The organism is Streptosporangiales bacterium (assembly GCA_009379955.1).
GTDB lineage: Bacteria > Actinomycetota > Actinomycetes > Streptosporangiales > WHST01 > WHST01.
On sequence record WHST01000001.1, the window covers coordinates 12,895 to 39,198 of the forward strand.

Below are 26,304 nucleotides of genomic sequence, written 5' to 3' on the forward strand. Positions count from 1 at the left end.
TCCCTCGTGCGATCGACGGTCGTGGCGACTGGGTCAACCGGTCGTATCAGCCATGGTCCGGACGCCGCCGCCCGGTCATACGGTACAAAGGGCGGTACCAGACCCTCAGGGTGGCGTACTCCACTCTGCTGGACGCCACTTCGGCTCGTGGAGCGAATAACGTGAGCAAGGCCTCGACAGGTTCCCGCGGTGCCGCGCAGAGCCACGGTACCGGTGCGTCCGGCGGTCCGGCGGACGGCACCGGACCGCGCCGCGGCCGCGTCGGCTTCGGCCGCGTGCACCCGTGGGTGACACTCCTCCTGCGCCTCGTGCTGGCGGGCGTGCTCGGCTACGCAGGGCTGCTGAAGGTCGGCGACCCACTCGCCTCGACCAGGGCCGTCCGCGCCTACCAGTTGCTGCCCGAGAGCGTGGTGAAGCCGGTCGGGTACGGCCTGCCGTTCCTCGAGGTCGCCCTCGCCGTCCTGCTGGTGGTCGGCCTCGCGGTCCGGGTCTCCGGCCTCCTCAGCGGCCTGCTCATGCTGGCGTTCATCATCGCCATCATCTCGGTGTGGGTCCGTGGTATCTCGATCGACTGCGGCTGCTTCGGCGGCGGCGGCGAGGTCGACGCGTCGCAGACGAAATACCCGCAGGAGATCCTGCGCGATGCCGGACTCGTGCTCGCGTCCGCCTGGCTCGCGGTCTTCCCGTCCGGACGCTTCGCCCTCGACGGCAGGATCCTCGGCGAGCCGATCGGCTCGGGCCGGTGAGCGCCCCCATGGTCCTCGCCGCGATCCCGAGCCCGACCCAGACCGCGTGGCCGGTCGCCGGCTTCCCCGTACGCGCCTACGCGTTGTGCATCATCGCCGGCATTATCGTGGCACTGTGGCTCACCGCGCGCCGTTGGCGGCAGCGCGGCGGGCAGGCGGGAACGGTCGCCGACATTGCGACGTGGGCGGTGCCGTTCGGCCTCGTCGGCGCCAGGCTCTACCACGTCATCACCGACTACCAGCTGTACTTCGCCGACGGCCGTAACCCGTGGGCCGCGTTCGCGGTGTGGGAGGGCGGCCTCGGCATCTGGGGCGCGGTGGCCGGTGGTGCCGTCGGCGCGTGGATCGCGTGCCGACGCAGGGGGATCCCGCTGCCCGCGTTCGCCGACGCCGCGGCGCCTGGCATCGTGCTCGCCCAGGCGATCGGCCGCTGGGGCAACTGGTTCAACAACGAGCTGTACGGCGGCCCCACCGACCTGCCCTGGGCGCTCACGGTCCACGAGATCGACCCGAGCACGTTCTCCGCCGTCACGGAGAACGGCGCGCCCGTCGTCCTGGGCCAGTTCCACCCCACGTTCCTCTACGAGTCGCTGTGGTGCGTCGGCGTCGCCGTCCTGGTGATCTGGGCGGATCGCAGGTTCACGCTCGGCCACGGCCGCGTCTTCGCCCTCTACGTCGCCGCCTACACGGTCGGCCGCGCGTGGATCGAGTGGCTGCGCGTCGACCCCGCGCATGAGTTCTTCGGCCTACGCCTCAACGTCTGGACGTGCTTCGTCGTCTTCGCCGGAGCGGTCGTCTACCTGCTCGCCCTGCGAGGGCGACCGCGCGAGACGGTCGTCGAGCCCGCGGCGGTCGCGGAGGGGTCCAAGGCGGAGGTGCGTGCGTCCGCCGCGGAGGCCGCGGCCGTCCGCGACGAGGAGGTCGCGGACGACGAGGACGCCGACGAGGACGGCTCCGACGACGCCGCGGACGACGAGGACCTCGAGGACGTCGCGGCCACGCCGGACGAGGAGCGCGACGACGCGTTCGCCGACGACCGACCGGACGGCACCGGTAAGGATCCCTCCTGAACCCGCCGCGCCACGCCGTGTCTCAGATCGCGGACGGTGTTGTCCATGTCGTTACCATGTTTGTAACCTGACAGATCACCCAGCCTGGGCCAGTGCCGTCCCCGGTCGAGTCACCTCTCGACAGCGGGAGGGGAGGCGCACTTGACACATGCAAGCCGTGGCGGTCTCTACGCACCGGAGCACGAGCACGACTCCTGCGGGGTCGCGTTCGTCGCCGACCTCGCCGGACGCCCGAGCCACCACATCGTGGACAAGGCGCTCGCCGCCCTGCGCAACCTCGAGCACCGAGGGGCGTCGGGCAGCGAGCCCGACAGCGGCGACGGCGCGGGCATCCTCGTCCAGGTGCCCGACGCCTTCCTCCGGGTCGCGGCGAACGTGCAGCTGCCGCCTGCCGGTGCGTACGCGGCGGGCATGGCGTTCCTGCCCACCGATCCCGTCGAGGCCGACCAGGCGGTGAAGGCCGTCGAGGCCATCTGCGCCGAGGAGGGCCTGCGGGTGCTCGGCTGGCGCGACGTCCCCGTCGCACCCGACCTGCTCGGCGCGTCCGCCCGTGCCGCGATGCCGGTGTTCCGCCAGCTGTTCGTCGCCGCCTCGGCCGGTCGCGTCGTCGGCATGGGCCTGGAGCGCATGGCGTTCTGCGCGCGCAAGCGGGCGGAACGTGAGGCGGGCGTGTACTTCGCCTCCCTGTCGGCCCGCACCATGGTCTACAAGGGCATGCTCACGCCGACCCAGCTGGAGTCGTTCTTCCCCGACCTCGGCGACGACGCCTTCCGCAGCACGCTCGCGCTCGTGCACTCGCGCTTCAGCACCAACACGTTCCCGTCGTGGCCGCTCGCGCACCCGTACCGCTACGTCGCCCACAACGGCGAGATCAACACGATCCAGGGCAACCGCAACTGGATGCGCGCGCGGGAGTCGCAGCTGGACAGCAGCCTGATTCCCGGCGACATCGACCGGTTGTTCCCGATCTGCACCCCCGGAGGCAGCGACTCGGCGACCTTCGACGAGGTGCTCGAGCTGCTCCACATGGGCGGCCGGTCGCTCCCGCACGCGGTGCTGATGATGATCCCCGAGGCGTGGGAGCGCAACCTCGACATGGATCCGATGCGCCGCGCGTTCTACGGCTTCCACGCCACGGTCATGGAGCCGTGGGACGGCCCGGCGTGTGTGACGTTCACCGACGGCACCCAGATCGGCGCCGTGCTCGACCGCAACGGCCTGCGTCCCGCGCGCTACTGGGTGACCGACGACCGGCTCGTCGTCTTCGCGAGCGAGGTCGGCGTGCTCGACATCGACCCCGCCCACGTCGTGCGCAAGGGTCGCCTGCAGCCCGGCCGGATGTTCCTCGTCGACGTCGCCGAGGGACGCATCATCGAGGACGACGAAGTCAAGAACGAGCTCGCGACCGAGCGTCCGTACGACGAATGGCTGCACGCGGGCCTGATCCGGTTGGAGGACCTGCCGGACCGCGAGCACATCGTGCACACCCACTCCTCGGTACTGCGCAGGCAACGCGCCTTCGGGTACACCGAGGAGGAGGTGCAGGTCATCCTCACCCCGATGGCCGAGTCGGGTGCGGAGCCACTCGGCTCGATGGGCAGTGACACGCCGATCGCCGTGCTGTCGCGCCGGCCGCGCCTCGTCTTCGACTACTTCACCCAGCTCTTCGCGCAGGTGACGAACCCGCCCCTCGACGCGATCCGCGAGGAGATGGTCACCGCACTTGCCGACACGATCGGCCCCGAGCACAACCTGCTCGAGGCGGCGCCCGCGTCGTGCAGGCAGATCGTGCTGCCGTTCCCCGTCATCGACAACGACGAGCTCGCCAGGATCGTGCACGTCAACGACGACGGCGACATGCCGGGCTTCCGCGCCCACGTCGTCAGCGGCCTCTACGAGGTCGCCGGCGGCGGCGAGGCCCTGCACGCGCGCCTCGACGAGATCCGTGCCGAGGTGTCACGCGCGATCGCCGACGGCGCACGCATCATCGTGCTGTCCGACCGCGAGTCCGACGCCGAGTTCGCGCCGATCCCTTCGCTGCTGCTGACCGGCGCCGTGCACCATCACCTGATCCGGGAACGCACCCGTACCCAGGTGGGTCTCGTGGTCGAGGCGGGCGACGTCCGCGAGGTGCACCACGTCGCGGTCCTCGTCGGCTACGGTGCCGCCGCCGTCAACCCGTACCTCGCGATGGAGACGGTCGAGATCCGGGCCAGGTACGGCAACCTCGCCGCGGCTCCCGAGGAGGCCGTGCGCAACCTGATCAGGGCGCTCGGCAAGGGCGTGCTCAAGGTCATGAGCAAGATGGGCGTGTCGACCGTGGCGTCGTACGCCGGTGCGCAGATCTTCGAGGCACTCGGCCTGTCGAGCGACGTCGTCGACGAGTGCTTCACCGGCACCACGTCGCGGCTCGGCGGCGTCGGGTTCGACGTCCTCGCCAAGGAGGTCGCCAAGCGGCATGTCACGGCGTACCCGCGCAGGACGATCTCGCCGCCGCACCGCTCGCTCGACGTCGGTGGCGAGTACCGCTGGCGCCGCGAGGGCGAGCTGCACCTGTTCGACCCCGACACCGTGTTCCGGCTGCAGCACTCCACCAGGAGCCGGCAGTACGAGATCTTCAAGGACTACACGCGCCTGGTCGACGAGCAGTCCGCCGCGCTGCTGACCCTGAGGGGACTGTTCCGGCTCCGCGAGGACGACCGCCCGCCGGTGCCGCTCGACGAGGTCGAGCCGGTCGAGGACATCGTCAGGCGCTTCAACACCGGCGCGATGTCGTACGGCGCGCTGTCGGCGGAGGCGCACGAGACGCTCGCGATCGCGATGAACCGGCTCGGTGGCCGGTCGAACTCCGGCGAGGGCGGCGAGGAGCCCGACCGGCTGCGTGACCCGGAGCGGCGCAGCCGCGTCCGGCAGGTCGCGAGCGGCCGGTTCGGCGTGACGAGCGAGTACCTCGCCACCGGCGACGACATCCAGATCAAGATCGCGCAGGGCGCGAAGCCGGGGGAGGGTGGGCAGCTCCCCGGCAACAAGGTCTACCCGTGGATCGCCCGCACCAGGTACTCGACGCCGGGCGTGGGCCTGATCTCCCCGCCGCCCCACCACGACATCTACTCGATCGAGGACCTCGCGCAGCTGATCCACGACCTGAAGAACGCGAACCCCACCGCGCGGGTGCACGTGAAGCTGGTCGCGGAGGTCGGCGTGGGCACCGTCGCCGCCGGCGTGGCCAAGGCGCACGCCGACGTCGTCCTGGTCTCCGGGCACGACGGCGGCACCGGTGCGGCGCCGCTCACCTCGCTGAAGCATGCCGGCGGCCCGTGGGAGATCGGCCTCGCCGAGACCCAGCAGACGCTGCTCGCCAACAACCTGCGCGACCGCATCGTGGTGCAGGTCGACGGCCAGATGAAGACCGGCCGCGACGTCATCGTGGCCGCGCTGCTTGGCGCGGAGGAGTTCGGCTTCTCCACCGCGCCGCTGGTGGTGAGCGGTTGCGTGATGATGCGGGTGTGCCACCTCGACACCTGTCCGGTCGGGGTCGCGACGCAGAACCCCGAGCTGCGCAAGCGGTTCCGTGGCTCTCCCGACTTCGTGGTGACGTTCTTCGAGTACATCGCGGAGGAGGTGCGCGAGCACCTCGCCGCGCTCGGCTTCCGTTCGCTCGACGAGGCGATCGGGCGCAGCGAGCTGCTCGACGCCGACCGCGCGGTCGACCACTGGAAGGCCTCGGGTCTCGACCTGTCACCGCTGCTCGAGCTGCCCGACATCGCGGACGACGCCCCGCGGCGTCAGGTGATCGAGCAGGACCACGGGCTGGAGAAGGCACTCGACCACCAGTTGATCGCGCTGGCCGCCGACGCGCTCGACTCCGGTGAGCCGGTCCGCGCCCAGCTGCCCATCCGCAACGTCAACCGCACCGTCGGCACGATGCTGGGCTACGAGGTCACCACGCGCTTCGGCGGAGCCGGGCTGCCGCAGGACACCGTCGACGTGACGTTCACCGGTTCCGCCGGCCAGTCGTTCGGCGCGTTCGTACCGCCAGGGGTCACGCTGCGCCTCTACGGCGACGCGAACGACTACCTCGGCAAGGGCCTGTCCGGCGGCCGGCTCGTCGTGCGTCCCGATCTCGGGGCGAGGTTCGTGCCGCAGCACAACGTCATCGCGGGCAACGTCATCGGCTACGGCGCAACTGCCGGCGAGATGTACCTGCGCGGCAAGGTGGGCGAGCGGTTCTGCGTGCGCAACTCGGGTGCGACCGCCGTCGTCGAGGGCATCGGTGACCACGGGTGCGAGTACATGACCGGCGGCGTCGCCGTCATCCTCGGTCCGGTCGGGCGCAACTTCGCGGCCGGCATGTCCGGCGGTGTGGCGTACGTGGTCGACCTCGACCAGTCCCTCGTCAACGCCGAGCTCGTCGACGTCGAGGAGCTCGATCCCGACGACGTGGAGCGGCTGCTTGACCTGCTCGGCACCCACCAGGTCGAGACCGGGTCGGACGTCGCCTCGGTGCTGCTGGCCGACCCCGCGTCCCTCGCGCGCAGGTTCAGCAAGATCATGCCGCGCGGGTTCCGGCGGGTGCTCGTCGCGGAGTCGGAGGCGAAGCGCCTCGGCCTGTCGGACGACGAGACCATCGTCCGCATGATGGAGGCCGCCAATGGCTGACCCGAAGGGGTTCATGAACACCCCGCGGCGCCTGCCCGAGACGCGCCCCGTGCCGGTGCGGATCCAGGACTGGCGTGAGATCAAGGAGAAGTCCGAGCCGGGCGAGGTGCAGGGCCAGGCGGGCCGCTGCATGGCGTGCGGCATCCCGTACTGCCACCGCGGCTGCCCGCTGGGTAACCTGATCCCGGAGTGGAACGACCTCGTCTGGCGCGGCGACTGGCGTGAGGCGTCGGAGCGTCTGCACGCCACCAACAACTTCCCGGAGTTCACCGGCCGGCTGTGCCCCGCGCCGTGCGAGCCCGCCTGCGTGCTCGACCTGCACGACGCTCCCGTGACGATCAAGCAGGTCGAGGTCGAGATCATCGACCGGGCCTGGTCGCGCGGCTGGGTCGAGCCGCGACCGCCCGACCGGCTGTCCGGCCGCGCCGTCGCGGTCGTCGGGTCGGGACCCGCCGGGCTCGCGGCCGCGCAGCAGCTGACCAGGGCCGGGCACACGGTGGTGGTCTACGAGCGCGACGACCGGCTCGGCGGCCTGCTGCGGTACGGCGTGCCCGAGTTCAAGATGGAGAAGCGGCACCTCGACCACCGGCTCGAGCAGATGCGTCTCGAGGGCACCCGGTTCCGCACCGGCGTGAACGTCGGTACCGACGTCACGCTGTCCAAGCTGCGCACGCGGTTCGACGCCGTGCTGCTCGCCTCGGGTGCGCTGGCGCCGCGCGACATCGACGTGCCGGGCCGTGACCTCGCCGGCGTGCACCAGGCCATGGACCACCTGACCCAGGCGAACCGTGCCTGCGAGGGCGACGTCGACGAGCCGGAGATCACCGCGCGCGGGAAGCGGGTCGTGATCGTCGGCGGCGGCGACACCGGCGAGGACTGCCTGGGCACGGCGCACCGGCAGGGCGCGACCGCCGTGATCCAGCTCGGCGGCCGCCCGCGTCCACCCGACACCCGCGACGAGTCGATGCCGTGGCCGTCCGACCCCGACGTCTTCGAGGTGTCGGGGGCGTACGAGGAGGGCGGCGAGAAGGTCTACTCCGTCACCCCGCTGCGGCTCGTCGACGACGGCGCCGGCAACGTCGCCGGCCTGGAGGTCGTCGAGGTCGACCGGCTCGGACCCGGCAGGTACCGACCGATCGAGGGCACCGAGCGGGTGATCGACTGCGAGCTTGCCCTGCTCGCGCTCGGCTTCGCCGGCGCGGAGCGCGGCCCGCTGCTCGACGACCCGGGCGTCGAGGTCCGCTCCAACGGCACGGTCGCACGCGACGACCGCTGGCAGACCAACATCCCCGGCGTCTACGTCGCGGGCGACGCCGGCAGGGGAGCGTCCCTGGTGGTGTGGGCCATCGCCGAGGGCCGCGCCGCCGCCGAGGCGATCGACCGTGAGCTCGCCGGCACCTCCCAGCTCCCGAGCCCCGTCACCCCGGTCAGCACCGCCATCTGAGCTGTCCCGGCGGGTGGAGTGCTGGTGCCGCACTGTTTTGGTCGCGGTGGAGGCAGCACCTGTGGCTGCCGCGTCCCCTGGTGACCGCGCGCTTCTGTCGACAGTCCCCGAAGCGCCGCACATCGCGATTCGGAGGTTCCCATCCCCGGCAGCATGTGGGAACCCCCGAATCACGATGTGAAGCCCGGGAGCGGCGTGACGCCAGTAGCGAAAGGCCGAGGGAAGGTGCGAAGCACCGACCAGGGTGGGGTATGACCGCGAGCGCCGTCCCGGGGGGTTGACGGCGCCCGCGGCGTCTCGCGCGTCCGAGGTCGGAGGGGGACGCGCGACGCTTGGGCAAAGCCTAGGAGACGCCTGCCGATACGCCAAGGGCCTACCGTCCTGCGTGTCCTGGCGCCGCGACGCACTACTGTGCCGTGCATGGTCCGTCGCGCCAAGATCGTCTGCACGCTCGGACCCTCGTCGTCGTCCCCCACGGCCGTCCGCGCGTTGGTGCGCGCGGGCATGGACGTGGCGCGGCTCAACCTGAGCCACGGGAGCCGCGAGGAGCACGAGCGCACCTATCTCGAGGTCCGTCGCGCGTCGGACGAGAGCGGGCGCAGCGTCGCCGTGCTGGCCGACCTGCAGGGTCCCAAGATCAGGCTGGGCACGTTCGCCGACGGCAAGGCGACCCTTGAGGAGGGCGCGGAGTTCGTGATCACCACCGACGACGTCGCGGGTACGTCGTCGCTGGCGTCCACGACGTACCCGGGTCTCGCCGAGGACGTCGAGGTCGGTGACCCGGTGCTCGTCGACGACGGCCGGCTGGTGCTCGAGGTGGTCGCGGTGGAGGGGGCGCGGGTGGTCACCTCGGTGCGCATCGGCGGCGAGGTGTCGAACCACAAGGGTCTCAACCTGCCGCGGACGCACGTCCGCGCGCCCGTGCTGACCGACAAGGACACCGCCGACCTGCGGTGGGCCCTCGACCTGCGTGCCGACCTCGTCGCGCTCTCGTTCGTCCGCGACCCCGGCGACGCCGCCGTGGTGCGGCGGGTGATGGACGAGCACGACACCCGGCTGCCCGTGCTCGCGAAGGTCGAGAAGCCGCAGGCCGTCGAGCGGCTCGAGGAGGTCATCGAGGCCTTCGACGGCGTGATGGTCGCGCGCGGCGACCTCGGCGTCGAGATGTCGCTCGACGAGGTCCCGATCGTGCAGAAGCGCGCCGTGGCGATCGCCCGTGACCAGGCGAAACCCGTGATCGTCGCCACGCAGATGCTGGAGTCGATGGTGACCGCGGCCAGGCCGACCAGGGCGGAGGCGTCCGACGTCGCCAACGCCGTCCTCGACGGCGCGGACGCGCTCATGCTGAGCGCGGAGACGTCGATCGGCGACGATCCGTGCCGGGTCGTCGAGACGATGGCGCGGATCATCGGGACGGCGGAGGAGAAGGGCCGCGACCTGCTCCGCGACCTCACCCGGGCGCCGGTCACGATGGGCGGGGTGATCTCGAAGGCGGCGATCGAGGTCGGCGCCAGGCTGGGGGCGCGGGCGCTGTGCGCGTTCACCCAGACCGGCGACACGGTGCGCCGACTGTCGCGTCACCGGTCACCGATCCCGCTGCTGGCGTTCACGCCGATGCAGGCGGTACGCAGCCAGCTCTCGCTCAGCTGGGGCGTCGAGACGTTCCAGACGGCGATGGTCACGCACACCGACGACATGGTGCGGCAGGTCGACGCGGCGCTGCTGGACGTGGGCAGGTGCGCGGAGGGTGACCTCGTGGTGATCGTCGCGGGCAGCCCGCCCGGCACCCCTGGCTCGACCAACGCCCTACGCGTCCACCGCATCGGCGACGCGGTAGGCGGCACCGCCCCCGCCTACCGCGAGTAAGGGGAGCGACCGACCGGCGCACGACGGGGAAGACCGTGTGAGCGAGGGACGAAGTCCCAACGCCCCCAACCAGAAGGCATTCCACCGTGACCGGGGAACGTGGGGTCTGGGGGCTCGGCCCCCGGAAAATGTCGCGGGTGTGGCGAAGGCGAGCGCAGCTCGACGAGCAGGGGTGGCTACCCCGTACCCCGGGTGGGATTCGAACCCACATGGCCTTGCGACCACCGGATTTTGAGGCCGGCTCCTATGCCAGTTCGGATACCGGGGCGTGACTGATGTCAAGGTCACAGTACCGGGTGGCGTCGACGTGACGGGGCCCCGACTAGGCTGTACGGATGACTGACGTGGCGCGGCGTGTGGTGATCGCCGAGGACGAGGCCCTGATCCGGCTCGATCTCAAGGAGATGCTGGAGGACGAGGGGTACGAGGTCGTCGGCGAGGTCGGTGACGGCCAGGCGGCGGTCGACGTGACGACCGAGCAACGGCCCGACCTGGTGATCATGGACGTGAAGATGCCCGTCCTCGACGGGATCAGCGCGGCCGAGCGCATTGCCGAGGACCGGATCGCCCCGGTCGTGATCCTCACCGCGTTCTCCCAGCGCGAGCTGGTCGAGCGGGCGCGCGACGCGGGTGCCATGGCGTACCTCGTCAAGCCGTTCACCCGGGCCGATCTCGTGCCGGCGATCGAGGTGGCGCAGAGCAGGTTCGCCGAGATCGCCGCGCTGGAGGAGGAGGTCCGCGATCTGGGGGACCGCCTCGAGACGCGCAAGCTGGTCGAGCGGGCGAAGGCGGCGCTCCAGGAGCAGCACGACATGACCGAGCCGCAGGCCTTCCGCTGGATCCAGAAGGCGGCGATGGACCGCCGGGTGCCGATGCGCAAGGTCGCCGAGGTCGTCCTCGAGTCGACGTCGACCGCCGACAAGACGTAACCGGCGGACGCCGGTCGTGAAGACCCGGGGCGCCTTTGGTGCCGTCCGGGTCTTCCCCGGACACCGGACGTTGTCTACTCGGCGCCCCGGGTCCTTCGTGCCCTCCGTGACGGCCGGGCACTCGCCGTCACGGTAGTGACCGGCCCAGGAGTCACGCAAAGCGCGTGTGGCGCAGGACGACGACGTCGTTACACGCGGTCCACGAGCATGCAGGTGAGTCGTGCGGTGCAGATCCGGCGGTCGCGGGCGTCCGTGACGACCACCTCGAACACGGCGACCGAACGACCCACGTGAACCGGGGTGGCGGTACCGGTCACGAGGCCGGCACGCGTGGCGCGGTGGTGCGACGCGTTGATCTCGATGCCCACGGCAAGCCGGTCGGGTGCCTGGAGGCTCGCGGCCACCGAGCCGACGGTCTCGGCGAGTGCGCACGAGGCCCCGCCGTGGAGCAGGCCGTACGGCTGGGTGTTGCCCTCCACCGGCATGGTCGCGACGACGCGCTCGGGGGTCACCTCGACCAGCTCGATGCCCATGCGCTCGACGAGCGTCCCCCGTACCGACTCGCGCATCTGCGCGAGCGGGTAAGGTGCGGTCGGCTCGTCGCTCATTGGGTATCCTCCGCCTGCCGTTGTCGTGTCACTGGGGAAGCCTAGGATCGGGTCGATGCCAACCACCAACGCGGCCCCGACCGCACAACCGGACCAGGCCGCGACGCCGAAGCCGCGGCTGCTGCTGATCGACGGCCATTCGCTGGCATACCGCGCGTTCTTCGCCCTGCCGGTCGAGAACTTCTCCACGACCACCGGCCAGCCGACCAACGCGGTGTACGGGTTCACGTCCATGCTGATCAACGTCCTGCGCGACGAGCAGCCGACCCACATGGCGGTCGCGTTCGACGTCTCGCGCAAGACGTTCAGGTCGGAGCGCTACCCGGAGTACAAGGCGAACCGCAGCCAGACGCCCAACGAGTTCCGCGGGCAGGTCAGCCTCATCGAGGAGGTACTCGACGCGCTGCGCATCCCGCGCCTGGCGCTCGACGGCTTCGAGGCCGACGACCTGATCGCCACGCTGACCAGCCAGGCCGAGGCGGCCGGCTACGAGATCCTCATCTGCACCGGCGACCGCGACGCGCTGCAGCTGGTGAGCGACTCCGTCACCGTCCTCTACCCGCGGCGCGGCGTCTCCGACCTCACCAGGTTCACCCCCGACGCGGTGGCCGAGAAGTACGGGCTCACCCCCGCGCAGTACCCCGACTTCGCCGCCGTGCGCGGCGACCCGAGCGACAACCTGCCCAACATCGTGGGCGTGGGGGAGAAGACCGCGGCGAAGTGGATCCGCGAGTTCGGGTCGCTCGACGATCTCGTCGACCGCGTCGACGAGGTCAAGGGCAAGGCGGGCGACGCGCTGCGCGCGCACCTCGCCCAGGTCATCTCCAACCGCCAGCTCACCGAGCTGGTCCGCGACGTCGAGCTCGACCACGCGCCCGACGACCTGCAGCTCGGGGCCTGGGATCGCCAGCAGGTGCACGACCTCTTCGACAACCTGCAGTTCCGGGTGCTCCGCGAGCGGCTGTTCGCCACGCTCTCGTCGGTCGAGCCCGAGGCCGACGAGGGGTTCGAGGTCGACACGACCGTCGTGGGCGCGGGTGAGCTGGCCGGCTGGCTCGCCGAGCACACCGCGGTCGGCGTCCGCTGCGGCGTGGCCGTGACAGGCACCTGGGGGCGTGGCACGGGCACGGTCACCGGGTTCGCGGTCGCGGCTCCCGACGGCGCGGCGGCCTTCTTCGACCCCACCCAGCTGACCGAGGACGACGACGGCGCGCTCGGCGACTGGCTGGCCGACCCGGAGCGGCCCAAGGTCATGCACGACGTCAAGGGGCCGAGCCTGGCGTTCGCCGCGCACGGCTGGCCGCTGGCCGGTCTCGCCTGCGACACCGCGCTCGCCGCGTACCTCGTGCTGCCCGGGCAGCGCTCGTTCGACCTCGGCGACCTCACCCTGCGCTACCTGAGGCGCGAGCTGCGGGCCGAGGCCGACGAGGGCGGTCAGCTGTCCCTCGACGGTAGTGCCGAGCAGGACGAAGCGGAGTCGCTCGCGATCCGTGCCCGTGCCGTGCTCGAGCTCGCGGACGAGCTCGAGGCCGACGTCGCGCGCCGCGGCGGCAGCGACCTGCTCGGTGACGTCGAGCTCCCGTTGCTGCACCTGCTCGCCGGCATGGAACGGGTCGGCATCGCGGTCGACGGCGACCACCTCGACCACCTGTCGGCCACCCTCGCCGGCGGGGTCAAGGACGCCGAGCAGGCCACGTTCGCCGTCGTCGGCCACGAGTTCAACCTCGGCTCGCCCAAGCAGCTCCAGCAGGTGCTGTTCGAGGAGCTGAGCCTGCCCAAGACCAAGCGGATCAAGAGCGGCTACACCACCGACGCCGACGCCCTGCAGAGCCTGCTGGCGCAGACCGGGCATCCCGTGCTCGAGCACCTGCTCAGGCACCGCGACGTGAGCAAGCTGCGCAGCATCGTCGACTCGCTGATCCCGATGATCGACGACGCGAGCCGGATCCACACCACGTTCGACCAGATCGTCGCGGCGACGGGCCGGCTGTCGTCGCGCGACCCCAACCTGCAGAACATCCCGATCCGGAGCGTCGAGGGCCGCGCGATCCGCCGCGGCTTCGTCGTCGCGAAGGGGTTCGAGACCCTCCTCACCGCCGACTACAGCCAGATCGAGATGCGCATCATGGCGCACCTGTCCGACGACGCGGGACTCATCGAGGCGTTCCAGTCGGGCGAGGACCTCCACACCTACGTCGCGGCGCAGGCGTTCGACATCGACACCACCGCGGTCGACCCGGAGATGCGCCGGCGGATCAAGGCGATGTCGTACGGCCTCGCGTACGGGCTGTCGGCGTACGGCCTGGCGCAGCAGCTCGCCATCACCCCGGACGAGGCGTCCGCGCAGATGGAGCGCTACTTCGAGCGGTTCGGCGGCGTGCGCGACTACCTCAAGGAAGTTGTCGACCAGGCCCGCCGCGACGGCTACACCGAGACCCTCATGGGCCGGCGTCGCTACCTGCCCGACCTGGTGAGCGACAACAGGCAGCGTCGCCAGATGGCCGAACGCATGGCGCTCAACGCGCCGATCCAGGGCTCCGCCGCCGACATCATCAAGGTCGCGATGCTGCGGGTCGCCCGCGCGCTCACCGAGGCCGGCCTCACGTCGCGCATGCTGCTGCAGGTGCACGACGAGCTCGTGTTCGAGGTCGCGCCGGGCGAGCTCGACACCGTCCGTGAGCTGGCCGTCCGTGAGATGTCTGCGGCGTACGAGCTGCGCGTGCCGCTCGAGGTCTCCGTGGGCGTCGGCCACGACTGGGATGCCGCCGGGCACTAGGTTGAGGTGACCCCCACGTCTGCGTGGGTCCAACGCTCAGGAGTCGGACAATGTCGACTGCTCCAGGTGGTGTCGTCGTCTCGGGCGAGGGTGTGCCACGGCGCCGATCGTGGTCGCACCGACTGGCCTGGGTTGCCGTGCTCATCGCCGGTGTCGCGGCCTACCTGCTGGTTCTGCGCACCCTCGTCACCACCGAGAACCTCAACTTCTTTCCCTCCCTGATCCTGCTGGGCGCGATGACGGTGCCGATCACGGTGCTGGTGTTCGCGTGGGGATCGGGCCCGGCGATCACCGCCTCGCCCGGTCTGGTCGTGTTCACTGCCCTCACCGGCGGCATCGTCGGGACTGTCACCGCCGGCACCCTCGAGTACGACACCCTCCACCGTCTCGGCGCGTTGCCGATGCTCGGCGTGGGCCTGATCGAGGAGACCGCCAAGCTCGTCGTGCCGGTCGCGCTGCTGCTGTTCCTGCCCAGCCGGGGCCGCCAGGCCGGGGTCATCATCGGCATCGCGTCCGGGATGGGGTTCGCCACCCTCGAGACCATGGGATACGGGTTCAGCGCGTTGCTGTCCGAGCGCAGCATCGCTGCGGTAGACCAGACTCTCCTGTTGCGCGGACTCCTCGCGCCGGCCGGCCACGTCGCCTGGACCGGCATGACCACCGCCGCCCTCTGGCGAATCCCGACCGCACCGCACAGGGCTCGCGCGGCGCTCCTCGCGATCGGCGCCCTCGTCCTCGCCGTGCTCCTGCACACCGGCTGGGACGCGCTGAACAGCATCGTCGCGCACGTCGTCATCGGCACAGTCAGCCTCGTCCTGCTGCTGATCCTCATCGGCCGCTCCCACCGTGCCGGTGCCCCTGCCACGGCGCGGCGGCGGTCGCAGTAGGTTGCCGGTGGAGGCGTTCCCCAGCACTGGAGGCAGGTAGCGGTGAGCATCACCCTCGGGTACAAGGCGTCGGCGGAGCAGTTCGGCCCGCGTGAGCTCGTGGAGCTTGGGGTCGCGGCCGAGACGCACGGGTTCGACAGCGTCCTGGTCAGCGACCACTACCAGCCGTGGCGGCACGAGGGCGGGCACGCGCCGTTCTCGATCGCCTGGATGACGGCAGTCGGCGAGCGCACGTCCCGCGTCATGCTCGGCACGAGCGTCCTGACCCCCACGTTCCGCTACAACCCCGCCGTCATCGCGCAGGCCTTCGGCACGATGGGCTGCCTGTACCCGGGCCGCGTGATACTCGGCATCGGCACGGGGGAGGCGCTCAACGAGATCGCGGTCTCCGGCCGTGAGTGGCCGCCGATCAAGGAGCGGTTCGCCCGGCTCCGCGAGTCCGTCGAGCTGATGCGGGCGCTGTGGGCCGGAGGGCGCGTCGACTACCAGGGCGAGTACTACACGACCGTCGGTGCCACGATCTACGACCGGCCGGCCGCGGGCATCCCGGTCTACGTCGCCGCGGGCGGACCGATGATGGCGCGCTACGCCGGGCGCGTCGCCGACGGGTTCATCTGCACGAGCGGCAAGGGCATGGACCTCTACGAGGAGAAGCTCATCCCGGCGGTCGACGAGGGCCTCGAGAAGGCGTCCCGTGACCCGTCGTCCCTCGACCGGATGATCGAGATCAAGCTGTCGTTCGACACCGACTACGACACCGCGCTGGAGAACACCAGGTTCTGGGCGCCGCTCGCGCTGAGCGCCGAGCAGAAGGCCGAGCTCGAGGACCCGATCGAGATGGAGCGGGCCGCCGACGAGCTGCCGATCGACAAGATCGCGAGCCGCTGGATCGTGAGCGCCGACCCCGACGAGGCCGTCGCCAACATCAAGCCGTACGTCGACGCCGGCTTCAACCACCTGGTGTTCCACGCGCCCGGCCACGACCAGCGCAGGTTCCTCGCCGCGTTCGAGGAGCAGCTGGCGCCCCGCCTGCGTGACCTCGGCGCCTGACCCGGCTCGTCAGGTGATCTCGTCCTCCACGTAGCGGATGCGGGTCACGCCCAGACCGAGCGCGAACAGGACGAGGATCGAGGCGAGCAGCACCGTCACTGGGATCGTCCAGGTGCCCGTCGCGTCGTGGAGGACGCCGATGAGGAACGGGCCGGCCGCCGCGACGAAGTAGCCGATGCCCTGCACGAAGCCGGACAGTGCGCTGCTGCCCTGGCCGGTACGCGCGCGCAACCCGATCAGGATCAGCGCGACCGGGAACACACCGTTGCCGATGCCGAGCAGCACCGCCCACAGGACCGGCGCGGTGCCCGGGGCGACGAGGAGTCCTACGTAGCCGGCGAGGTAACAGCTCATGATGACGACGACGAGCGGACGCAGGCTGCGCAGCCGTGCGGTGACGGCCGCGAGCAACAGGGAGACGACCATGCCGACTCCGGGGAGGAGCGCGAGCGCGTAGCCCGCGTCGGCCTGGTCGATCCCGGCGTCGCGCAGGATCGCGGGCAGCCACCCCAGCTGCGCGTACCCGTTGGCCGATTGCAGCCCGAAGAAGAGAGTGAGCAACCACGCGGTCCTGCTCCTGACCAGGCGGCGCGCGGACACGGCGTGGCCTGGTTGGCGTACGGGCGCGCGCTCGCGCAGCAGGCCGAGCCAGGGCAGGGCGGCGACCAGGCCCATCACGGCCCACATCCCCAGGGCCGCCCGCCAGCCGCCGAAGGCGTCCGCGATCGGCACGGACGCGCCCGCGGCCAGGGCCGTCGACAGCTGCATGAGGGTGCTGTAGACGCCGATCACGAGGCTGATCCGGTTCGGGAAGTGCAGCTTGACCAGTGCGGGGCAGAGCACGTTGGCGACACCTGACCCGGCGAGGGCGAACGCGGTGGCGGCGACGAACACGGCAGCCGAGTCGGTGAGCACGCGGACGCCGAGCCCGGCGGCCACCGCGAGCATGGCGAGCAGGGCGGAGCGGCGCAGGCCGACCCGCGCGGCGAGAGGTGGGGCGGCGAGGCCGCAGACCCCGAAGCAGATCAGCGGCAGGGTCGTGACCAGGCCGGCGACCGTGCCGGTGAGCGCGAGGTCGGCACGGATCTCGGTGAGCACCGGGCCGAGGCTGCTGACCAGCGGGCGGAGGTTGAGCGCGACGAGCGCGATGCCGACGAGGACCAGCAGGCGCTCGCGCCGAGCACGCGCTGCGGTGCCCTGTTCTCGTGGTGTTATGGGTAGAGTCTACGAGGGACGGTCGGAGTGACCAGTGGGGTCCCGTGGGGCTGCCCGTGCACCCCTCGTTGACCCTTGATCACGCGTGACCGTATCCTGACCTGTGCGCTGTGGGCCTGCGCGACCTCGGACGGAGCAGGCTGCGCTCGTTCATGTCGATCATCCGGGTATCGCGAAACGACGCTTCACCCGTATCCACGTCGGCTTGACGGACAGGGTCCAGGCGCTCACAACAGGACACTCACGACACCAGTCCACACCGGAGCCAACCAAACATATGACGAGCAGCACTGACGCCGCCCAGTCGGCGCCGCAGCAGGTAGCGGTCAACGACATCGGGTCCGAAGAAGACTTCCTCGCGGCGATCGACCTGACCATCAAGTACTTCAACGACGGTGACATCGTCGACGGCACCGTCGTCAAGGTCGATCGGGACGAGGTCCTGCTCGACATCGGGTACAAGACCGAGGGTGTGATCCCGAGCCGAGAGCTCTCCATCAAGCACGACGTCGACCCGGCCGAGGTCGTCAGTGTGGGTGACGGGGTCGAGGCCCTTGTCCTGCAGAAGGAGGACAAGGAAGGCCGGCTGATCCTCTCGAAGAAGCGGGCTCAGTACGAGCGCGCCTGGGGCACGATCGAGAAGATCAAGGACGACGACGGCATCGTCACAGGCACGGTCATCGAGGTCGTCAAGGGTGGACTGATCCTCGACATCGGGCTCCGCGGCTTCCTCCCCGCCTCATTGGTCGAGATGCGTCGCGTGCGTGATCTCCAGCCGTACGTCGGCAAGGAGCTCGAGGCCAAGATCATCGAGCTGGACAAGAACCGCAACAACGTCGTGCTGTCGAGGCGCGCGTGGCTCGAGCAGACACAGTCGGAGGTTCGTCAGAACTTCCTCAACCAGCTGCAGAAGGGCCAGATCCGCAAGGGCGTCGTGTCGTCGATCGTCAACTTCGGTGCGTTCGTCGATCTCGGCGGCGTCGACGGCCTGGTGCACGTGTCCGAGCTGTCCTGGAAGCACATCGACCACCCGAGCGAGGTCGTCGAGGTGGGCCAGGAGGTCACCGTCGAGGTCCTCGACGTCGACCTCGACCGGGAGCGCGTGTCGCTCTCGCTCAAGGCCACGCAGGAAGACCCCTGGCAGCAGTTCGCCCGCACCCACCAGATCGGTCAGGTCGTGCCCGGCAAGGTCACGAAGCTCGTCCCGTTCGGCTCGTTCGTCCGGGTCGAGGAGGGCATCGAGGGTCTCGTGCACATCTCCGAGCTGGCGGAGCGGCACGTCGAGATCCCCGAGCAGGTCGTGCAGGTCGGCAAGCAGATCTTCGTGAAGATCATCGACATCGACCTGGAACGCCGTCGCATCAGCCTGTCCCTCAAGCAGGCCAACGAGGGCGGTGCCGGAGGCGAGGAGTTCGACCCGACCCTGTACGGCATGGCGGCCGAGTACGACGAGCAGGGCAACTACAAGTACCCGGACGGCTTCGACCCCGAGAGCGGGGAGTGGCTCGAGGGCTTCGACAAGCAGCGCGAGGAGTGGGAGCGCCAGTACGCCGAGGCGCACACCACCTGGGAGGCGCACCGCAAGCAGATCGAGGACTCCCGCGAGTCCGACGCCGAGGCGGCCGCGGAGGCGGCGGTCAGCGGCTCGAGCAGCAGCAGCAGCAGCTCGAGCGGGTCGTCGGGCGGCTCCTCTGGTGGCGGCACGCAGTACTCCTCCGCCGGCGACGAGGCCGAGGGCGCGCTGGCGTCCGACGAGGCGCTGCAGGCGCTTCGTGACAAGCTGACCGGTGGCAGTCCCAGCTGACCCTCACCGCAACGCGACATCGGTGCCCGGCTCCCCTTGGAGCCGGGCACCGATGTGTTCCACAGGCGTGTCGTGGGGCGGCCGACGTGATCGGCCTCGCGTCGCCTCAGGCGACGGGTTCGGCCTCGGTGGCGCGCTCGGCCTCGGCGATGAGCTCGGCGCGCTCCTTGCGGTAGGCCAGGACCGACCAGACGACCGCGACGGCCCAGACGACGGCGATCGCCACGTACGCGGTCCACAGCGTGGCCGGTGCCGCGTCGACGTAGTCGGAGCGCAGGATCGTCCGGGTGTTGGTGAGGACGATGACCCCACCCACGAGCGAGCCGAGCACCCGGCCGGGGATGTGCCGCACCAGCCAGGCGGCGATCGGGGCGGCGATCAGGCCGCCCACGAGCAACGCGCCGACCGCGGAGAACGGGATGCCCTCACCGCCGAGGCCGATGAGGAAGCCGAGGCTGGCTGAGAGGGCGACGATGAACTCGCTGGTGTCGACCGAGCCGACGACCTTGCGCGGCTCCAGGCGTCCTGTCGCCAGCAGCGCCGGCGTGGAGACCGGGCCCCAGCCGCCGCCCCCGGTGGAGTCGACGAAGCCGCCGACGAGGCCGAGCGGTGCGAGGAACCAGGCGCGGACCGGCTTGCCGAGCTGTCCTCGCGGCGTGCCCCAGGCGGTGAACCGGATCAGGATGTAGACGCCGAGTGCCAGCAGGAGGCCGGACATGATCGGTGCCGCGGTCTCGGTGCTGAGGCTGCTGAGGAAGGTGGCCCCGGCGAACGCGCCGATGCCGCCGGGGACGGCGATCTTCGCCACGATCTTCCAGTCGACGTTCCCGAACCGCCAGTGCGAAGCGCCCGACACCAGGGTCGTGCCGATCTCCGCGAGATGGACCGTCGCGGACGCGGCGGCGGGCGCGGCGCCGGTGGCGAGCAGCAGCGTGGTCGACGTGACGCCGTACGCCATGCCGAGGCTGCCGTCGACGAGCTGGGCGCCGAGACCGACGAGGGCGAGCAGGATGAGCTTCCGCACAGACTATCCCTGTTCATCCGGTATTACCGACTGGACCGATAGATTAAGGGTACGGAAATGTCCCCGGATGTACAGCCGGGAGCTCGGATGGCGAGACGCGCCTACGTTACGTGGTGGCCGGCGTCACAGTTCGTCGAGGAGCGCGGTGAGCCACCCCGGTCGCGCGACGACGGCCCGGTGATCGGTGCTCTGGCAACGGCGACCGAGCTCCCGGTCGGCCGTGACGACCACGGTCGTGCGATGTGCGGCGCCGGCGTGCTCGGCAACCAACGACACGATCGCGTCGTCGCCCGACCGCTCGGCGCCGACCACCCGCACGTCCGGGCTCGCCTCGCCGGCCAGCGGCCTGGCCGCACCCTCCGTGACCATGACGACGTCGGCATACCAGGTGTCGTCGCTCCTGGCAGGGTCGACCTCGTACGGCAGCCGGCTCGCGCTCAGCCCGTGCCTGGCCAGCAGGATGAGGCGGTCGCGCAGCCGTCGCGCCGCGCCGAGGCGGTCGCGCCACCAGCCGTCGGGACGGCTACCGACCACGTTGGCGGCGTCGACGATCACGACCGGTGCCCGCGGGGAGGCGAGCAGGCGCGGCCAGGTGATCGCGAAGTGCGGATGCAGCGCGAGCGAGGCGAGCTCGTCCTCGGGGACCCAGCGGAGCTCGACGCTCTCGGCGTTGGCGGGGGCGACGGGGAACGTCTCGGTGACGTCAGCGAGGACGGTGGTGTAGCTCCAGCCGCCGTGGTCGTCGGTGTAGGCGCCGGAGACCCTCACCCGGGACGGGTCGATCCCGCCCTCCTCTCCCGCCTCGCGCAGGGCGGTGTCGACGGGTGTCTCGTGGCTGTCGCGCGCGCCGCCGAGCAGGCCCCAGGTGCCGCCGTGATGGCTCCACTCCACGCGCAGCTGGACGAGCACCGGGCGCCGGGACGATCCGTCGCCGGGACCGCGCAGCAGCAGGCCGGCGGCGCCGTGTCGTCCCCAGTGGCGGTGACCGAGGTCGCAGGTCACCCAGCCGTCACCGTCGCCTCGCACTAGTCTCGCGCGCCGGCCCGGTCGCGTACGGACCGCGTGGTGCCGTCGCCCGCGGCCGCCTTGAGCCGGTCGACGAGCTCGTCGGTGAGCGGGGTGGACCAGCGGTCGCGGGGGAGGAGGGCGCCGATGTAACGCACCGGGGTGGGGCGGACGGGACGGATGGTCACGCCGTCGACGACGATGCCGAGCGCGACGTCGGGGATGAGCGCGATGCCGATGCCCGCCGCGACCATGGTCATCATGAAGAAGTAGTCACTGCCCCGGCACGCGACCTTGGGGTCGTAGCCGGCGGCCGCCTCCATCGCTTCGCCGCACGAGCCCCACCCGTGCACCCACCACTCGTCGGCGAGGTCGGCCATCCGTATCTCCGACCGGCTGCTCATCGGGTGCTGCGCGGGGAGGACGGCGCGCACGTGGTCCTCGACCAGCGGGACGTAGTGCAGGTCGCGCCAGGCGCGTGGGGGAGTCCTGGTGCGGAAGTGGTAGACCAGAGCGACGTCGACCTCACCCGCGCGCAGCAGGTCGACCGCCCCGGGGGGTTCGGCCTCGATGGCCTGGACGTCGACCTCGGCGCGCGCGGTCATCGGCGCCATGGCGGGCGGCAGGAGTCCCTGGCCGGCGCTGGAGAAGGTGGCCACGGCCAGCCGGCCGGCCTGGCCGTTGACGAGCTGGGACAGCCGCCGCTCGGTGTCGGACAGCTCCCCGGCGACGGCGTCGGCGGCGTCGACGAGCAGCCGACCGGCGGCGGTGAGCTGGACGCCGCGGGTGCTGCGGTCGACCACCCTGGCGCCGACGGAACGCTCGAGCGCGGCGACGTGCTGCGATACGGCGGACGGGGTGAGGCGCAACGACCTGGCGGCGCCGGCGAGGCTGCCGTTCCTCGACACCGCGCGGAGGATGCCGAGGCGATGGACGTCGATCACCAGTCCAGCTTACGTCGGTGCCCGAGCCTCGCCAGCGCCGCTGGGGTCTCGTCGGGAGGACGTCGGGGCACTAGGGTGTCCGTACTGTGCGGATGGCGGTGCCGAAGGAGACGAGCCCCGGCGAGCGGCGCGTCGCCATCGTGCCCGCGGTGCTCCCGCGGCTGCTCGAGGCGGGGCTCGACGTCGTCGTCGAGCCCGGTGCGGGTCAGGCGGCCGGTCACTCCGACGACGACTACCGCGCCGCGGGTGCGACGGTGGCCGGCGACGCTCTCGACGGTGCGGAGCTGCTGGTCTGCGTGCAACCGCCCGCGCAGGCGCAGGTCACGCGACTCACCGCGTCGGCCGTCACCGTGTCGTTCCTGCCGATCGCGCAGCAGGTCGACCTGATCCGCGTCCTCGGCGAGAGCGGACGCACGGCCGTCGCCATGGAGCTGGTGCCGCGGATCTCGCGCGCCCAGTCCATGGACGCACTGTCCTCGCAGGCGGTCGTGGCGGGCTACCGGGCCGCGGTGGTCGCGGCGGAGCGACTGCCCAGGTTCTACCCCCTCTTCATGACCGCCGCGGGCACCGTGCCGCCCGCCCGCGTGCTCGTCCTCGGCGCCGGCGTGGCAGGCCTCCAGGCGATCGCCACGTCCCGCCGCCTGGGTGCGATGGTGCGGGCGTACGACGTGCGCACCGCGGCCGCGGAGGAGGTCAGGAGCGTGGGGGCGGAGTTCGTCGAGCTCGACCTGCCCGCTCTCGACGGCGCGGGTGGTTACGCCAGGGAGATGACCGAGGAACGCTCACGCCTGCAGCGCGAGCTGCTCGCCCCGCACGTCTCGGAGTCCGACGTCGTCATCGCGACCGCCGCGGTGCCCGGCCGACCGGCGCCGCTGCTCGTCCTGCGGGACGCCGTCGAGGCGATGCGACCGGGCTCCGTCGTCGTCGACCTCGCCGCGGAGCAGGGCGGCAACGTCGAGGGCTCGCGGCCGGGCGAGGAGATCACGGTCGGCGCCGCGGTGGTGTGGGGCGGCCACAACGTGCCGAGCCAGCTGCCGGCGCAGGCGAGCCAGCTGTACGCGACCAACGTCGTCAACCTGCTCGCGCTGATGGTCGCTGACGGCGCGCTGGCGATCGACCTCGCGGACGCGATCCTCGACGCCTGCTGCGTGACGCACGCCGGCGAGGTCCGCCACGAGCAGACGAGGGCACTGCTCGCCGAGGAGGTCTCGTAATGGATGGCGTCGCGCTGCTGACCGTCTTCGTGCTCGCGGTGTTCGTGGGCTACGAGGTCATCTCCAAGGTGTCGTCGACCCTGCACACACCACTGATGTCCGGCTCCAACGCGATCAGCGGCATCGTCCTCGTCGGCACCATCGCCATCGCCGCCCGGGTCGAGTCGACGCTCGGGTTCGCGGTGGCCCTCGTCGCGGTCGCGCTCGGCGCCGTCAACCTGGTGGGCGGGTTCGTCGTGACCGACCGGATGCTCCGGATGTTCCGCGGCAGCCGCGGCAAGGAGCCGCGCGAATGACGGGCACCTGGGCGTCCCTCGCCTACCTGCTCGCGGCGGTCTGCTTCGTCGTCGCGCTGAAGGGCCTGTCCTCGCCGAAGGGTGCGCGGCTGGGCAACCTCATCGGTGCGCTGGGCGCGCTGGTGTCGGTCGTGGTCGTCTTCCTCGTCGAACGCCCGGAGCGGCTGGTGGCGGTCCTGGCGGCGCTCGTCGTCGGCGGCGCGGTCGGCACGGTGGCGGCACGGCGGGTCGGCATGACGGCCATGCCCCAGATGGTCGCGCTCTTCAACGGCGTCGGAGGAGCGGCCGGCGCGCTCGTCGCCCTCCTCGACTTCGCGACACCGACCGACCCCGACGTGCCGCACCTGACGGTCACCGCGTTCACCGTGTTCATCGGCTCGGTGACGTTCTCCGGCTCCGTCCTCACGTTCGCCAAGCTGCAGGAGCTGATGACCGGCCGGCCGGTGGTGTTCCCGGGTGGTCGCTGGGTCTTCCTCGCCGCCGTGCTCGCGTCCGTCGCCGCCGCGGTCTGGATCGCGCTCGGCGGACCGCTCGGCGTCGCGGTCGCGCTCGCGGTGCTGAGCCTGGCGCTCGGCGTGCTCCTGGTGCTGCCGGTCGGCGGCGCCGACGTCCCGATCGTGATCGCGCTGCTCAACGCCTTCAGCGGCATCACGGTGGCCGCGAGCGGCTACGTCCTCGGCAACGTCCTGCTCATCATCGCCGGCACCCTGGTCGGCGCGTCGGGCGTGCTGCTCAGCCAGCTGATGGCCAGGGCGATGGGACGGTCGCTGGTCAACATCATGTTCGGCGCGTTCGGCGGCGGCTCCACGCTGGGCGACACCACTGCCACGGACCGGCCGGTGCGGTCGGTGGGCCCGCAGGACGTCGCAATCCTGCTGGCGTACGCGCGCAAGGTCATCGTCGCACCCGGGTACGGCCTGGCGGTGGCGCAGGCCCAGCACGCGCTCAGCGATCTCGCCGACGAGCTCGGCCGCCGCGGCATCGAGGTCGTGTACGCGATCCATCCGGTCGCCGGCCGGATGCCCGGGCACATGAACGTCCTCCTCGCGGAGGCCGACGTGCCCTACGCGAAGCTGAAGGAGATGGAGATCGTCAACCCGGAGTTCAGGACCGCGGACGTCGCGCTGGTCGTCGGTGCCAACGACGTCGTGAACCCGGCGGCACGATCGGCACCCGGCTCGCCGATCTACGGCATGCCGATACTCGCGGCGGACGACGCCAGGGCGATCGTGTTCCTCAAGCGGTCGCTGCGCCCCGGCTTCGCCGGCATCGACAACGAGTTGCTCCACGACCCGAAGACCACTCTGTTGTTCGGCGACGCGAAGGACTCCCTGGCCAGCCTGGTGGCGGCGGTCAAGGCGCTCTGACCGGCGTCGTGAGGGCGACGACCTCGCGCACGGACGGCGCCTCGGCCAGACCGAGCACGGCGTCGAGCAGCGTCTTCGACTGCGCGTCGCTGAGCACCCGACCGGCACCGAGGAAGAACTTGGCGCCGAGCTCGTCGTCGGACAGCGGGCGCTGCGGGCCACCGCGGTTGACGTCGACGCGGTGCTCCAGGGTGCGTCCGTCGCGGGTTCGTACCCGTAGGACGGCAGGGAACTGGTGGGGGAAGATCTGGTCGCACCGCTCGTCGGGGACGCAGCGGACCTTCGCGGCCAGCTCACGTCGACGCGGATCGCTCGCCGCGGCATCGGTGAAGTCGTCGATCCACACGCCGAGACCGCCACCGCCGTCGAGCGCGGCGGCCACCGTGTACGGCCCGGAGAACGCGGCGGCGTAGCCGGTCGGGGGTGCCGCCTTGACCTCGGGGGGTTGCGCGATCGTGCGGAGCACCGAGGTGGGCGCACCGAGCTCGATGTCGGTGATGTCGGCGGGTTCGAGGCCCTCGTCTCGCAGCCGCAGCGCCGCGTCGATGCCGGCGTGGGTGAAGTGGTTGCACGGGTACGGCTTGAAGAAGATGCCGGGGAGCTCCCAGGAGGTACCCAGATCGCGGACCACGACCTGAGGATCGGCCGCGTCTCCGCACCAGGCCTGGAAGAACCCGAACCGTCCCTCGAGGACGGTCGGCGGCCCGGTCAGGCCGGCTCGGGCGAGATCGGTGGCGGCGACCGCGGCATGGGCGGCCCAGCCACAGTGCGCGCGCTTGACGGTGCCGCCCGTGCGGTTCGCCTCCAGCAGGCCCGAGCCCATGCTCGCGGCGACTCCCATCGCCGAGGCGATGCCGTCGGCGTCGAGCCCGGTGAGCATCGCCGCGGCGGCGGCACCCGCGACCGCTCCGCAGATCGCCGTCGCGTGCTGACCGCGTTCGAAGAAGATCGAGTTGCCGAGCTCCTCGTCGTAGCCGGCCATCCCGAGCCGGACGCAGATCTCGTCCCCGACGGCGACGGCGGCCAGCAGGTCCGCGCCGCTCGCTCCCACCTCCTCGGCGACGGCGAGCGCGGCGGGAATCACCGACGAACTCGGATGCAGCACGGACGGAAGGTGCGTGTCGTCGAAATCGAACGAGTGCGCAAGCGTGCCGTTGACCAGGGCGGCACTCGGTCCGGGGTACCGGCGCCGGCTGCCGAGGACACCGGCGACCTCGTTGCCGCCCCACCGGTCGGCGACCGCGGTCGCGATCCGTCCGATCTCGTCGTCGCTCGCGAGTAGGCAGTTGCCGGTCATGTCCAGTACGCGCCGGGCGGCGTCGCGTTGCAGTGCAGGGTCGAGCCCACCGTCGCGTACGGACACCGCGAAGCGCGCGACCTCGCCGACCAGTCCGGTCACC

19 protein-coding genes and 1 tRNA gene are annotated in these 26,304 nt (G+C 71.3%); 13 read left to right on the forward strand and 7 right to left on the reverse strand.

The genetic code is table 11. The features are described 5' to 3' along the window. The first annotated feature begins 275 nt into the window (after positions 1-275). The 5 genes from GEV10_00065 to pyk all read left to right on the forward strand — a co-directional run bounded on the left by GEV10_00065 (position 276) and on the right by pyk (position 9,785). Complete coding sequence (locus GEV10_00065; GenBank protein MQA76870.1) at positions 276-746, forward strand: DoxX family membrane protein; 471 nt, start codon at positions 276-278, stop codon at positions 744-746. Positions 747-754: 8 nt separating this feature from the next. Further along, a complete protein-coding gene (locus GEV10_00070; protein MQA76871.1) occupies positions 755-1,816 on the forward strand; it encodes a prolipoprotein diacylglyceryl transferase in 1,062 nt (353 codons plus the stop codon). A gap of 141 nt (positions 1,817-1,957) precedes the next feature. Further along, complete coding sequence (gltB, locus tag GEV10_00075) at positions 1,958-6,475, forward strand: glutamate synthase large subunit (GenBank protein MQA76872.1); 4,518 nt, start codon at positions 1,958-1,960, stop codon at positions 6,473-6,475. Further along, positions 6,468-7,919, forward strand: a complete 1,452-nt coding sequence (gene gltD / locus GEV10_00080) for a glutamate synthase small subunit (GenBank protein MQA76873.1) — start codon at positions 6,468-6,470, stop codon at positions 7,917-7,919. Before gltB ends, gltD begins: the two co-directional genes overlap by 8 nt. 420 nt (positions 7,920-8,339) lie before the next feature. Further along, positions 8,340-9,785, forward strand: coding sequence for a pyruvate kinase (pyk, locus tag GEV10_00085; protein ID MQA76874.1), 1,446 nt, complete (start codon positions 8,340-8,342; stop codon positions 9,783-9,785). Positions 9,786-9,969: 184 nt separating this feature from the next. Here pyk and GEV10_00090 read toward each other — a convergent pair. Continuing rightward, positions 9,970-10,053, reverse strand: a tRNA-Leu gene (locus GEV10_00090). 67 nt (positions 10,054-10,120) lie between these two features. Here GEV10_00090 and GEV10_00095 point away from each other — a divergent pair. Beyond that, positions 10,121-10,714 carry a response regulator gene (locus GEV10_00095; protein MQA76875.1) on the forward strand — a complete coding sequence of 198 codons (594 nt, stop codon included), beginning with the start codon at positions 10,121-10,123 and terminating at the stop codon, positions 10,712-10,714. A gap of 188 nt (positions 10,715-10,902) precedes the next feature. Here the strand turns inward: GEV10_00095 and GEV10_00100 are convergent, their stop codons facing one another. Beyond that, positions 10,903-11,322, reverse strand: coding sequence for a hotdog fold thioesterase (locus GEV10_00100; GenBank protein MQA76876.1), 420 nt, complete (start codon positions 11,320-11,322; stop codon positions 10,903-10,905). A gap of 55 nt (positions 11,323-11,377) precedes the next feature. Between GEV10_00100 and polA the strand changes: the two genes are divergently transcribed. From polA to fgd, 3 genes are read left to right on the forward strand one after another with little or no spacing between them, the layout of a single operon-like run. Beyond that, positions 11,378-14,098, forward strand: a complete 2,721-nt coding sequence (polA, locus tag GEV10_00105) for a DNA polymerase I (protein MQA76877.1) — start codon at positions 11,378-11,380, stop codon at positions 14,096-14,098. 50 nt (positions 14,099-14,148) lie between these two features. Next, entirely contained in the window at positions 14,149-14,985 is an 837-nt protein-coding gene (locus tag GEV10_00110) for a PrsW family intramembrane metalloprotease (protein MQA76878.1), read from the forward strand. A gap of 42 nt (positions 14,986-15,027) precedes the next feature. Beyond that, complete coding sequence (gene fgd, locus GEV10_00115; GenBank protein MQA76879.1) at positions 15,028-16,035, forward strand: glucose-6-phosphate dehydrogenase (coenzyme-F420); 1,008 nt, start codon at positions 15,028-15,030, stop codon at positions 16,033-16,035. A 9-nt stretch (positions 16,036-16,044) separates the two neighbouring features. Here the strand turns inward: fgd and GEV10_00120 are convergent, their stop codons facing one another. Further along, positions 16,045-17,250: an MFS transporter gene (locus GEV10_00120; GenBank protein ID MQA76880.1), complete on the reverse strand. Its 1,206-nt coding sequence runs from the start codon at positions 17,248-17,250 to the stop codon at positions 16,045-16,047. A 277-nt stretch (positions 17,251-17,527) separates the two neighbouring features. Here GEV10_00120 and rpsA point away from each other — a divergent pair, with 277 nt between their 5' ends. Further along, entirely contained in the window at positions 17,528-19,054 is a 1,527-nt protein-coding gene (gene rpsA / locus GEV10_00125) for a 30S ribosomal protein S1 (GenBank protein MQA76881.1), read from the forward strand. Between the two features lie 106 nt (positions 19,055-19,160). Here rpsA and GEV10_00130 read toward each other — a convergent pair whose 3' ends face one another. From GEV10_00130 to GEV10_00140, 3 genes are all read right to left on the reverse strand, one after another. Continuing rightward, the gene (locus GEV10_00130; protein ID MQA76882.1) at positions 19,161-20,078 is read right to left on the reverse strand and encodes a TSUP family transporter; all 918 of its coding nucleotides are present in this window, start codon (positions 20,076-20,078) and stop codon (positions 19,161-19,163) included. 123 nt (positions 20,079-20,201) lie between these two features. Further along, entirely contained in the window at positions 20,202-21,104 is a 903-nt protein-coding gene (locus GEV10_00135) for an NUDIX domain-containing protein (protein ID MQA76883.1), read from the reverse strand. Continuing rightward, complete coding sequence (locus tag GEV10_00140) at positions 21,104-22,027, reverse strand: LysR family transcriptional regulator (GenBank protein ID MQA76884.1); 924 nt, start codon at positions 22,025-22,027, stop codon at positions 21,104-21,106. The genes GEV10_00135 and GEV10_00140 overlap by 1 nt, the downstream gene beginning before the upstream one ends. Positions 22,028-22,113: 86 nt before the next feature. Here GEV10_00140 and GEV10_00145 point away from each other — a divergent pair, with 86 nt between their 5' ends. Genes GEV10_00145 through GEV10_00155 form a run of 3 tightly spaced genes read left to right on the forward strand, consistent with a single transcriptional unit; the run spans position 22,114 to position 24,904 of the window. Beyond that, the gene (locus GEV10_00145; GenBank protein ID MQA76885.1) at positions 22,114-23,241 is read left to right on the forward strand and encodes a Re/Si-specific NAD(P)(+) transhydrogenase subunit alpha; all 1,128 of its coding nucleotides are present in this window, start codon (positions 22,114-22,116) and stop codon (positions 23,239-23,241) included. After that, a complete protein-coding gene (locus GEV10_00150) occupies positions 23,241-23,537 on the forward strand; it encodes an NAD(P) transhydrogenase subunit alpha (protein ID MQA76886.1) in 297 nt (98 codons plus the stop codon). The genes GEV10_00145 and GEV10_00150 overlap by 1 nt, the downstream gene beginning before the upstream one ends. After that, positions 23,534-24,904, forward strand: a complete 1,371-nt coding sequence (locus tag GEV10_00155; protein ID MQA76887.1) for an NAD(P)(+) transhydrogenase (Re/Si-specific) subunit beta — start codon at positions 23,534-23,536, stop codon at positions 24,902-24,904. The genes GEV10_00150 and GEV10_00155 overlap by 4 nt, the downstream gene beginning before the upstream one ends. Here the strand turns inward: GEV10_00155 and GEV10_00160 are convergent. Then, positions 24,891-26,303 carry an MmgE/PrpD family protein gene (locus GEV10_00160; GenBank protein MQA76888.1) on the reverse strand — a complete coding sequence of 471 codons (1,413 nt, stop codon included), beginning with the start codon at positions 26,301-26,303 and terminating at the stop codon, positions 24,891-24,893. The two genes, GEV10_00155 and GEV10_00160, sit on opposite strands and share 14 nt — an antisense overlap. Position 26,304: the final 1 nt, after the last annotated feature.